We start from the raw sequence: 11,698 nt of genomic DNA, 5'->3' as shown, positions 1-11,698 counted from the left end.
CTCATAGGCGCTCTGAATAAAACTCGAAAATGGCGTCAGCGATCCGGTCGAGCCGATCGTTCAACTGCGGGCGGACTTCGTCGAAGCGGGCTCTGTTCAGGGTCAAGGGAGCGGCTCGATGCGTGAGCGTCACGTTGCCTTCCTTCCAGTCCCAAAACAGAAAATCTTCCCGCTGTGCCAGCGCCCGAAGCGAAAAGTCATTCAGGTCCAGTGATAACTTCCCTTGTTTGTCGTATTCAGCGGGAGCAATGGAAAACTCCCTGCCACGTCGACTTTCAGTGGCCAATGACCAAAGCGCCGACGAATTAGCCAACAATGATTCAAACATGTCTTTTGTAACTATCGCCATCTGACTGTTAACAGCGGCAATTCTGTTCAAATAAATCTGAGTCACTTTACCTGCAAAGTGACTGTAAGTTTTCTCGACAACCCTGCGTTCGTCAATTTCCCAACCCAAGTCCCATAACACCACGGCAAACAAGGAAAACCAGCCTTGCGGATCCGTGTCCCTATTGCGCTGCTGACTCGCATACCACTGCGCATAGCGCACGCTGGAGTTGACGTCACGCTTGTCCTGACGCGACACGCCCCTGGCCGTGCTGATCAGGTTGCCACCCGATAGCGACCCGGCAGCGCCTTGCTGATCCTGCGCGACGTAAAGTCGAGAGTTCTTTGTTTGCCGTGGCGCGAAGTCTCGGTTGAACGCATCAGAATAAGCCATCAAGTCCAGGCTTCCTGTTTTATCAATAACCATAGTCAATTCCTTTTAAACCATTATCAAGTTAGTGCACGAGCATTCAAACTACATAACTTAACCATGACCAGCCACAGACTAATAAAACCAACTTAAAACATTCTATTACTCGCCTCCGCGTCTGCCGCGTTATCATGTGCCGCTTTATGCAGATGAATAGAGATCACACATGGCACGCTGGCTGACCGTGACAGGCATTGGTGAAGACGGCTTCAAGGGTTTGGGCAGGAATGCCCGACATGCGTTGCTGGCTGCCTCGAAGATCTTCGGCAGTCAGCGGCAACTGGACCTGCTGCCGCCCTGCATCCGTGGCGAACGCAAACTCTGGCCGACGCCGTTCTCCCTCGATGCGTTGTTGGCCTTGCGGGGTGAGCCGGTGTGCGTGCTGGCCAGCGGCGATCCGATGTTCTTCGGTGTCGGCGCCAGCCTCGCCCGGCAATTGCCCAGCGCGGAAATGCTGATCCTGCCGGCGCCCTCTTCCTGCTCTCTGGCGGCCGCGCGAATGGGCTGGCCGTTGCAGGATGTGGTCACGCTGTCGGTGGTCGCTCGCCCGGTCGCGGCGCTTAACGCGCAGTTGTTCAGCGGTGTTCGCTTGCTGGTGCTCAGCAACGATGGGCAAAGCCCCGCCGCAATAGCGGCGTTGTTGCGCGAACGTGGTTTCGGGCCGAGCCGCCTGAGCGTACTGGAACATTTGGGTGGCGAGGCTGAGCGACGCATCGACGGTGTCGCCAACGACTGGGCCGACCCGGCTATCGCAGACCTCAACCTGATCGCCATCGAGTGCATCGCCGACCCCGACACGCCGCGCCTTTCGCGACTGGCCGGCCTGCCGGATTCGGCGTTCAGGCACGACGGTCAACTGACCAAGCGCGATGTGCGTGCAATCACCCTCGCGCGCCTGGCCCCGGTTCCCGGTGAACTGTTGTGGGACGTCGGCGCCGGCAGCGGTTCGATCGGCATCGAGTGGATGCGCGCCCATCCGGGTTGCCGGGCGCTGGCGATCGAGGCCGATGAAGGCCGGCAACTGTTGATCGAGCACAACCGCGACGCGCTCGGCGTGCCCGGCCTGCAATTGGTTCGCGGCAGTGCGCCGCAAGCCCTCACAGGTCTGGAGCGCCCGGACGCGATCTTCATCGGTGGCGGCGTCACCCGCGAAGGCGTGCTGGACACTTGCTGGGCGGGGCTCAAACCCGGTGGCCGACTGATCGCCAACGCGGTCACGCTACAAAGTGAAATGACCCTGATGGCCTGGCGCGAGCAACATGGCGGCGAGCTGACGCGTATTCATATCGCCCAGGCGCAACCGCTGGGCGACTTCGATACCTGGCGCCAGGCCTTGCCGATTACTTTGCTGGACGTGGTCAAACCTTTCGATGCGTGACGAAACCGCCGAACAACCCGCACCGCTGCGTAGCGGCCTGACCACCGGCAGCTGCGCCACCGCCACCAGCCTGGCGGCCGCTCGATTGCTGCTCGGCGGAACGAGTGCAGACGCCGTGGACATCGTCCTGCCCAAAGGCAAGCGCGTGCAGATGCGCCTGGAATTCTGCCGGTTGCTGGATGACGGCGCCGAAGCTGGAACGATCAAGGATGCCGGTGACGATCCGGACGTGACCCACGGCGCGCTGCTCTATTCCCGAGTGCGCCTGAGCGCAGAACCGGGCATTCGTTTCTGTGCCGGTCGTGGTGTCGGCACCGTCACCCGACCGGGCCTGGTGCTGGGTGTCGGCGAGCCGGCGATCAACCCGGTGCCGCGCAAGATGATCAGCGATCATTTGACCTCGCTCGCGCAAGAGCTCAATTACCCCGGCGGCTTCGAGGTCACGGTGAACGTCGAGGGCGGCGAGGCGCTGGCGTTGAAAACCATGAACCCTCGGCTGGGCATTCTCGGTGGCCTGTCGATTCTCGGCACCAGCGGCATCGTCCGGCCGTTTTCCTGTGCGGCGTACATTGCCTCGATCCATCAGGGCATCGACGTGGCGAAAACCAACGGTTACCTGCACATCGCCGCGTGCACCGGCAACGCCAGCGAAGACACCATGCGCCGAGTCTACGACCTGCCGGAAATCGCCCTGATCGAAATGGGCGACTTCGTCGGTGCGGTGCTCAAACACCTGCGCAAAGTGCCGGTGGCCAGACTCAGCATTTGTGGTGGTTTCGGCAAGATCAGCAAACTGGCGGCCGGGCACATGGATCTGCACAGTCGGCACTCGAGCATCGACCTGCCGCAACTGGCCGAATGGGCTGCGGCGGTCGGCGCGGACGAAGCGCTGCAGCAGGCAATACGTGAAGCCAACACCAGTCAACAGGCCTTGGCCATGGCCAGCGCCGCCGGCATCGCGCTCGGCGACGCGGTATGCCGGCACGCACTGGATTTTGCCCGCAGTGTGGTGCCGGCACAGGTTCAGGTCGAAGTGTTTGCCATCGATCGACAAGGCGGGATTGTCGGTCACGCGGGAGCTTTTCAATGAAACGCCTATTGCTGCTCGGCGGTGTGACGGAAGCGCTGGCCATCGCCCGCACGCTGGGGCCGGAACACATCTACAGCCTGGCCGGCGTCGGTCGTGTGCCGACCGATCTGGCCTGTCGGGTTCGCGTTGGCGGTTATGGCGGCGCGGACGGCCTGGCGCAGTTCATCCGCGACGAAGGGATCGATCTGCTGCTGGACGCGACGCATCCCTACGCTGCGCAAATCAGCCAGAACGCCGCGACCGCTGCGCGGATGTCCGGCGTTCCCTGCTGGGCACTGCGCCGCCCGGCCTGGCAACCACAAGCCGGGGATGACTGGCGCGAAGTCAGTGACTGGGCCGAGCTGATCGAAGCACTCAAACCGTTCCACCGACCACTGTTCACCCTCGGCCGCGAACCCTTGCAACACCTGCATGAAATCCCTGCGCCGCAATTCTGGACGATGCGCGCCCTGGACGTTTATCCGGGCAACGAGCGCTGCGAAGTGATCGGCGCACGCGGGCCGTTTCTGATCGAGGATGAGCGTGAGTTGTTCGAGCGCCGGCAGATCGATGTGCTGATCAGCAAAAACAGCGGCAGCACCGCCACCGAGCCGAAACTGGAAGTGGCGCGGGAGCGTGGGGTGCCGGTGCTGGTGTTGAAACGGCCGGTGTTGCCGGGGGTGGAGCGGGAGTTTGGGTCGGTAGTGCAGGTGTTGGAGGCGCTCGCCGAAATACTCTGACCGATCAGTGATTATTCCCGGGCCAGCCCCCGGCATTTCAAATGGGAGCCGCTACACTCATTTGAAACACGCTGCGACACCAAACCGCAGGCCGCGTTTTTACTTATCGGCACTGATCAGGCTAAATAGCCGCGCCTGATCTCCCACCCAACCGGATCTGTCCCATGTCCCGACAACGGCTCGCAATTGCCTGGATAGCCTGCTTCGCAGTGCTGTTCAACATGCTCGCCATGCCGATGACCGGAGCGATGGCGCAGACGGCGAAATCGCCGGCCGAACAGGTGTTGTGGGGCAGTTTCTGCTCGTCCACCGGCACGAAGATGGTGGCGATTTCGCTGGGGACGCTTGATCAGAAAGCTCCGCAGAACGACGTTCATTCCAACATGCAGCATTGCTGGTGCTGGTGCTGTTCCGGTTCTGCGCCGTTGGTGGCGTTGCCCGGGCATGTGCCGCAGTTGTATTTCGCGCGTTTCGAGTCCCATCGAAGCCTGCCCGCCACCGCTCTCGACACTCCCACTCCGCGCCAGCAATGGCCGAATCTCAACCCCCGCGCATCCCCTCTGGTGTGATTCCTTCTCGCAATTGACCTGCGTTTTGAATCGTTCTGGAGAACTGCCATGTTGAACAAACTCATCGTTCTGGCTGCATTGCTGCTGCCTGCCTGCTTTGCCAATGCCCATGAATACAAGGCTGGCGAACTGCAAATCGCTCATCCGTGGTCACAGGAATTGCCACCGAACGCGCCGACCGTTGCGGCTTACTTCGTGATTCAAAACCCCGGTAAAACCGCCGACAAACTGCTCAGCGTCGACTCGCCGATTGCAGGCGTCGCCCAGTTGCACGAGCACGTGATGCAGAACGATCTGATGAAAATGCAGCAGGTGCCGGCCGTCGAAATCCCGGCGGGCGGCGACGTCACGTTTGCACCGATGGCGTACCACGTGATGCTGCTGGAACTGAAAGACCGCAGCCTGCTGAGCGACGGCAAGCGGTTCCCGCTGACGATGCATTTCGAAAAGTCCGGTGATGTGACGGTCGAAGTCTCGGTGCAGAAAACCGCACCGGGCGGCGTGCAAGTGCACGCACACAACCCGTAATCGCCAGAGCTGAATACGCCCATGCGCCCGCTTAGCGCCAGGCCATCCGCGCCCCGTCGTCAGCCATTGAGCCTGACACGCGGTAGCTGGATCAGCCTGTTCGCCATGTTGATGATCTTCATCGGCCCGCTGATTTCTCAGTCGATGCCGATGGATCAGCGCGCCTCTTCGATGTCCATGAACATGTCGATGGACATGAGCATGGACATGTCAGCGATGGCGCACGGCGAGCACGGCGCGACACCCGCCGCCGAGCACTGTCCACCCAAAACCTCCCATCATGCGATCTGGGAAAAGTGCGGTTATTGCAGCCTGCTGTTCAACTGCCCGGCGCTGACGGGCGGCCAGTCTTTCGTTGCATTCGACGCCCCAAAAACCAGCACCTTCAGTACACCCGCCACCCGCCTGGGCCACGCCCGGCAAACCTTCTTCCCCGGCGCCCGCACCCGCGCACCACCCATCGTCACGTAAACATCTCCCCAATCTCACACGGTTAGAAGACAGCAAAGCAACCTGTGGGAGCGGGTTTGCTCGTGAAAGCGGTGGGGCTGACCCACCCACATCGCGAGCACGCCCGCCCCCACAGGCATTGCGCAGGCTGCCGGCCGTGTCGTTTACGACTGTTCGATGGAAATTGTCATGTCCAGGTTTTCTGCTGACACACGCTTGAGCGCCGCCCAAGCTTCTTTTGCCCTGAACGAAACGCGCGTTCGTTTCAGGCACGCCACCGCCGTTCTTTGCGGCGTACTGCTGACACCGATGGTGCTGGCCGATGATCATGCCGGCCACAGTGAAGAACTGAGCCCGACGGTGATCACCGCCATCGCACCGAGTTCACCGCTGACCATCGTCACCAACCCCAAAGACCCACGCCAACCGGTACCGGCCAGCGACGGTGGTGACTACTTGAAGACCATCCCCGGCTTCGCCCTGGTGCGCAATGGCGGCACCAACGGTGACCCGGTGCTGCGCGGCATGTTCGGCTCGCGCCTGAACATCCTCACCAACGGCGGCCAGATGCTCGGCGCCTGCCCCGGCCGGATGGACGCACCGACCTCCTACATCTCACCGGAAACCTACGACAAACTCACCGTCATCAAAGGCCCGCAAACGGTACTTTGGGGGCCGGGCGCATCCGCCGGCACCATCTTGTTCGACCGTGACCCGGAAAGCTTCGGCGAACTCGGCACCCGAGTGAATGCCAGCGTACTGGCCGGCTCCAACGGCCGTTTCGACAAAGTAGTGGACGCCGCTGCCGGCGGGTCATTGGGTTACGTGCGAGTGATCGGCAACACCGCGCATTCCGACGACTATCGGGACGGCAACAACGACACCGTGGCCTCGCGTTACGACAAGTGGAATGGCGACGTGGCACTCGGCTGGACCCCGGACGCCGACACCCTGCTGGAGCTGACCGCCGGCAAGGGCGATGGCGAAGCCCGCTACGCCGGACGCGGCATGGACGGCGCGCAGTTCAAGCGCGAAAGCCTCGGACTGCGTTTCGAGAAGTCCAATATCGGCGACGTGCTCGACAAGGTCGAAGCACAGATCTACTACAACTACGCCGACCACGTGATGGACAACTACACCCTGCGCACGCCGTCCGGCACCGGGATGATGGCCGGCCCGATGGCTTCCAGTGTCGATCGCCGAACCCTCGGCGCACGGATCAAAGCCACGTGGCGCTGGGCCGATGTGCAATTGATCAGCGGTATCGACGCGCAGACCAACGAACACCGCAAGCGCGCCGCCATGGGCATCGACACCTACAAGGATCTGCCGCGCAGCAAGGACGCCGATTTCCATAACTACGGCGTGTTCGGCGAACTGACCTGGTACGCCGCCGACCGTGATCGACTGATTACCGGCGCGCGACTGGACCGTGCTTCGGCCAAGGATTTTCGGCAGACCACTGGCTCGGGGATGATGACCCGCGCCAACCCGACCGCCGACGACACCCGCGCCGATACCCTGCCAAGCGGCTTCGTCCGTTACGAGCATGATCTGGCAGACAGCCCGACCACGCTGTACGCAGGCCTCGGTCACACCCAGCGTTTCCCGGATTACTGGGAGCTGTTTTCGCCCAACTCGGGACCTGCCGGCTCGGTAAACGCCTTCGACTCGATCAAGCCCGAAAAAACCACCCAGCTCGACTTCGGCCTGCAATACAAGACCGAAGACCTCGAAGCCTGGGCCTCGGGTTACGTCGGACAGGTACGCGATTACATCCTGTTCAATTACAAGACGGGAATGATGGGCACGACCTCGCAAGCCGAGAACATCGACGCGCGGATCATGGGCGGTGAACTCGGGGCGGCCTACAGGCTGACGTCGAACTGGAAGGCCGACGCAACCCTGGCCTACGCCTGGGGCAAGAACAGCAGCGACGGCAAGGCATTGCCGCAAATGCCGCCGCTGGACGCGCGATTCGGCCTGACCTACAGCGAAGACAACTGGAGCGCCGGCGCCTTGTGGCGAGTGGTCGCGGCGCAAAACCGCATTGATCAGAACAAGGGCAACGTGGTCGGCAAGGACTTCGACAAGTCCTCGGGGTTCGGCGTGTTCTCACTCAACGGCGCCTATCGGATCAACAAGAACTGGAAGGTCAGCAGCGGCGTCGACAACCTGTTCGGCAAGGCCTACGCCGAGCATTTGAACCTGGCCGGCAACGCCGGTTTTGGCTACCCGGCCAATGACCCGCAGGCCATTAAAGAACCGGGGCGAACGCTCTGGACCAAGGTGGATATGAGCTTCTAAAAACTTCGCGGGCAAGCCTCGCTCCTACAGGTTTATCACCGTCCATGTAGGAGCGAGGCTCGCCCGCGAATGACTGCACAGCAGTCACCAGACAACAACAAAAGTACCAAGCCAAGCGGAGCACAACCGATGAAACAGCCCAAACCGAATTTCTATAACCTGGCCTGGCGCTGGCATTTCTATGCCGGTCTGTTCGTCGCGCCATTCATGGTGATGCTGGCCCTGACCGGTGTCATTTACCTGTTCAAGCCGCAACTCGACTCGTTGATGTACGACAGCCTGATGAACGTCCCGGCCGGCCATCACAGCGTCCCGGCCGACGACTTGCTCAAGCGGGTGAAAGACGCGTATCCACAAGCGACGATCAAGCAATACCTGCCACCGGTCAACGCCGAACGCAGCGCGCAATTTGTCGTGCTCAATGGCGGCAATGAGCTGAACGTTTTCGTCGACCCGTACCACGGCGACATCCTCGGCGAGCAAGACGCCAAGAAGAATCTGCAAGCGATTGCGCGAGCGATTCATGGCGAGTTGATGATCGGCACGGTCGGTGACCGGCTGATCGAACTGGCCGCTGGCTGGGGCATCGTGCTGGTGGTTTCCGGGGTCTTTCTGTGGTGGCCACGAGGTCAGGCTGCCGGCATTTTATGGCCCCGCCTGAGCAGTCGCGGTCGCGTGCTGTGGCGCGACCTGCATGCCGTCACCGGGTTCTGGGGCGCCGCATTTCTGCTGGTGATGCTGCTCAGCGGCATGACCTGGACCGGGTTCTGGGGCAAGCAATACGCCGGGGTCTGGAACGTGTTCCCGGATGCCATGTGGAATGACATGCCCAAGTCCGACGTCGAGGCCCGCAGCCTCAACACCGCCACACGCCAGACCGTGCCATGGGCGATGGAAAACACGCCGATGCCGATGTCCGGCGACCACGCCGAACACATGGCCCACGACAGTGCGCAACCCGGCCCCGCCGCCCCGACCATCAGCCTGCAAGACGTGCAGAACATCGCCGTGCAACGCAAGGTCGAGCCGGGTTACAGCATTACTTTCCCGACCACGGCCACCGGCGTATTCACCATCGCCGTGTTTGCCGATGACCCGCGCAACGACGCGACCCTGCACGTCGATCAGTACACCGGCAACGTCCTCGCCGACGTGCGCTGGGAACATTACGGCCCCGTGGCCCGCGCCACGGAAACCGGCGTGATGTTGCACGAAGGCAAGATGTTCGGTGTGCTCAACCAGATCATCGTGCTGCTGATCTGCCTGATGATTCTGCTCAGTGCCGTCAGCGGCGTGGTGATCTGGTGGAAGCGTCGGCCACAAGGCAAGTTCGGTGTTCCACCGCTGCGCCACGACCTGCCGAAATGGAAAACAGGGGTAGCGATCATGCTGGTGCTGGCAGTGGCGTTTCCGTTGGTGGGCGCGTCGCTGGTGGTGGTCTGGTTGCTGGACCGAGTGCTGTTGTCGCGATTCACCCGACAAACTGAATCAGCCTCATCTTCATCATGAAACAGGCGAGATGCGCGTATTAGAGGGATCTGTAGACTTCGGGCGCTTATCGCACGGTCATTTTTAGTGTTACTGTATAACGCAAATGCACCGCCCAACCCGCAGCCATTGCTGCGGGTTTTCTTTTGGAAGAAGTGTCACCCACCCGATGAACAAGTACCTCTTGTCCGGCCTCTGCCTGCTCGCCCTGAACAACAGCGCCCACGCGCAATCCTTGACGCTGCCCGCCGGCACCATCACCGCACCGGCCGTTGACGACGAAACCGTCAACCTCAACACGCCGACCACCGCCGGTTCGCGCCTGAACCTCACGGCACTGGAAACACCCGCCAGTGTGGAAAGCCTGACTGGCGAACAGATCCGCGCGCGCGGTGACCGCAGCGTGCAGGACGCGGCCTCGCGCAGCACCGGGATCAGCCGCACCGGCACGCCGGGCGACGGCGGGACCTCGTTGTCCGCACGAGGCTTTACCGGGCAGAACTCGGTGATGCAGTTGTATGACGGCAACCGGATGTACACCGGGATGGGCACCGTGACCTTCCCGGTCGACACCTGGTCGGTGGAGCGTGTCGATGTGCTGCGCGGCCCGGCTTCGGTGTTGTACGGCGAAGGCGCGACGGGGGCGGTGGTCAATGTGATCCCGAAAAAGCCCTTCGAAGGCGAGATCGAAAACCACGTGCGTCTCGGTTACGGCTCTTACGACAGTCAGCAACAAGCGTTCGACAGCGGCGGCTCGCTGAGCGATACCCTGAGCTACCGCTTGAACCTCAATCGCCTGCGCAGCAACGGTTGGGTCGATCGCGGCGATTCCTCCAGCGACTTCGTCAGCGCGGCCCTGCGCTGGCAGGCCACGGACGATCTGGCATTCACCCTCGCCCACGACTACGGCGACCAGAACCCGATGAACTACTTCGGCACGCCATTGATCAACGGCCGCTTCCACGAAGGTCTGCGCGACAAGAACTACAACGTCAGCAACGACAAGCAGCACTACAACGATCAATGGACGCGCCTGACCAGCGACTGGCAAATGTCCGATAACGTCAGCGCGAGCAACGAGCTGTATTACCTCAAGGCCCAGCGCCGCTGGCAGAACGCCGAAAACTACAACTTCGACCGCAACGCACAGCAGCTCAGCCGCAGCGGCTATTTCGGCATCGGCCACCGGCAGGAACAGGTCGGCGACCGTCAGACCTTCACCTTCAAACACTCTCTGTTCGGCCTCGACAGCCAGACCGTGACCGGTGTCGATTACAACCGCATCCGCTTCCAGCTCGACAGCAACTCGCCGTTCAACGACGTGTTGCCCGATGGCCAGCCGATCGATTTGTATCATCCACAACGTGGCCGTTTTGAAAGTGCCAATCCGTATCGCGATCAGTTCCAGAGCACCACCAAACAGATGTCGGCCTTTGCCGAAAACCGCACGCAGTTGAGCGAGCGCTGGTCGCTGGTGACCGGTGTGCGTCGCGACTACGTGCACGTCGATCGCGACAACCTGGTCGATGGCAGCCAGAGCGACAAGACCCTGACCGGCAACAACTGGAAAGCCGGGTTGGTGTTCGCCGTGACCCCGGACACTTCGTTCTACGGTCAGTACGCCACCAGCACCGACGGTGTCGGCGGCCTGATTTCCCTGAGCCCGAGCCAGCAGCAATATGACCTGGCCACGGCGAAACAGACCGAGATCGGCGTGAAGCAGATGTTCTGGGATCAACGCGGCGAGTGGACGCTGGCGGCTTATCGCATCGTCAAAAAGAAACTGCTGACCGACGATCCGGGCAACCCGACGCTCAAACAACAGGTCGGCCAACAATCGTCCAATGGCCTGGAAGCCAGCCTCGATCTGCAACTGCCACACGCCTGGCAACTGCAGGCCAACGCGGCCATCGTCAAAGCGAAGTACGACGATTTCGAAGAAGTGGTCAGTGGCGTGCCAGTGTCGCGCAACGGTAATCGCCCGGTGGACGTTCCTCGTCGTACGGCGAATCTGTGGCTGAGCAAAGCGCTTAGCGAGGACCTGAAGGCCGGGGCTGGTGTGCGTTACGTCGACGCGCGTTATGCCGACATGGCCAACCAGAACGAGCTGCCGAGCTACACCGTTGTCGATGCCACGTTGTCATGGAAAGCGCTGCGCAATACGACGCTGGGGTTGCAGGCGAACAATCTGTTTGACCGCCAGTATGCGCAAAGCCAATACAATGAGGGGCAGCAGTGGATCCTGGGGGAGCCGCGTTCGTTCTTCGTCACAGCTGATTACACCTTTTAAGCATCTGGCCTCTTCGCGGGCAAGCCTCGCTCCTACAGTTTATGTGTCGAACAAAAAATTTGTGATCGACGCGAATCCTGTAGGAGCGAGGCTTGCCCGCGAAGGCGTCATCAGCATCACCA

At 61.4% G+C, this 11,698-nt stretch carries 10 protein-coding genes; 9 read left to right on the top strand and 1 reads right to left on the bottom strand.

From position 1 onward, the window contains the following. Nucleotide 1 precedes the first annotated feature (1 nt). Complete coding sequence (locus KGA82_RS06260) at nucleotides 2–754, bottom strand: hypothetical protein (protein ID WP_223449959.1); 753 nt, start codon at nucleotides 752–754, stop codon at nucleotides 2–4. Nucleotides 755–923: 169 nt separating this feature from the next. On the opposite strand from KGA82_RS06260, the gene KGA82_RS06255 reads away from it, so the two are divergent. From KGA82_RS06255 to KGA82_RS06215, 9 genes are all read left to right on the top strand, one after another. Then, the gene (locus KGA82_RS06255; RefSeq protein WP_008038715.1) at nucleotides 924–2,135 is read left to right on the top strand and encodes a bifunctional cobalt-precorrin-7 (C(5))-methyltransferase/cobalt-precorrin-6B (C(15))-methyltransferase; all 1,212 of its coding nucleotides are present in this window, start codon (nucleotides 924–926) and stop codon (nucleotides 2,133–2,135) included. Continuing rightward, nucleotides 2,128–3,225, top strand: a complete 1,098-nt coding sequence (locus KGA82_RS06250; RefSeq protein ID WP_223449958.1) for a cobalt-precorrin-5B (C(1))-methyltransferase — start codon at nucleotides 2,128–2,130, stop codon at nucleotides 3,223–3,225. Before KGA82_RS06255 ends, KGA82_RS06250 begins: the two co-directional genes overlap by 8 nt. Further along, nucleotides 3,222–3,944, top strand: coding sequence for a cobalt-precorrin-6A reductase (locus tag KGA82_RS06245; RefSeq protein ID WP_223449957.1), 723 nt, complete (start codon nucleotides 3,222–3,224; stop codon nucleotides 3,942–3,944). The genes KGA82_RS06250 and KGA82_RS06245 overlap by 4 nt, the downstream gene beginning before the upstream one ends. A 164-nt stretch (nucleotides 3,945–4,108) precedes the next feature. Beyond that, nucleotides 4,109–4,513 carry a DUF2946 domain-containing protein gene (locus tag KGA82_RS06240; protein WP_223449956.1) on the top strand — a complete coding sequence of 135 codons (405 nt, stop codon included), beginning with the start codon at nucleotides 4,109–4,111 and terminating at the stop codon, nucleotides 4,511–4,513. Between the two features lie 48 nt (nucleotides 4,514–4,561). Next, the gene (locus KGA82_RS06235; RefSeq protein WP_223449955.1) at nucleotides 4,562–5,041 is read left to right on the top strand and encodes a copper chaperone PCu(A)C; all 480 of its coding nucleotides are present in this window, start codon (nucleotides 4,562–4,564) and stop codon (nucleotides 5,039–5,041) included. A gap of 21 nt (nucleotides 5,042–5,062) precedes the next feature. Beyond that, a complete protein-coding gene (locus tag KGA82_RS06230; protein ID WP_223435108.1) occupies nucleotides 5,063–5,512 on the top strand; it encodes a DUF2946 domain-containing protein in 450 nt (149 codons plus the stop codon). A gap of 168 nt (nucleotides 5,513–5,680) precedes the next feature. Further along, nucleotides 5,681–7,798 carry a TonB-dependent copper receptor gene (locus KGA82_RS06225; protein WP_223449954.1) on the top strand — a complete coding sequence of 706 codons (2,118 nt, stop codon included), beginning with the start codon at nucleotides 5,681–5,683 and terminating at the stop codon, nucleotides 7,796–7,798. Between the two features lie 129 nt (nucleotides 7,799–7,927). Beyond that, a complete protein-coding gene (locus KGA82_RS06220) occupies nucleotides 7,928–9,307 on the top strand; it encodes a PepSY-associated TM helix domain-containing protein (protein WP_008038704.1) in 1,380 nt (459 codons plus the stop codon). 148 nt (nucleotides 9,308–9,455) lie between these two features. Continuing rightward, on the top strand, nucleotides 9,456–11,576 hold the full coding sequence (locus tag KGA82_RS06215) for a TonB-dependent receptor (protein WP_223449953.1): 2,121 nt from the start codon (nucleotides 9,456–9,458) through the stop codon (nucleotides 11,574–11,576). Nucleotides 11,577–11,698: the final 122 nt, after the last annotated feature.

It is taken from the genome of Pseudomonas sp. BF-RE-22 (assembly GCF_019956155.1).
GTDB lineage: Bacteria > Pseudomonadota > Gammaproteobacteria > Pseudomonadales > Pseudomonadaceae > Aquipseudomonas > Aquipseudomonas migulae.
Note: the sequence above shows the minus strand (reverse complement) of the source record. Positions and strands in the feature narration are given on the sequence as shown.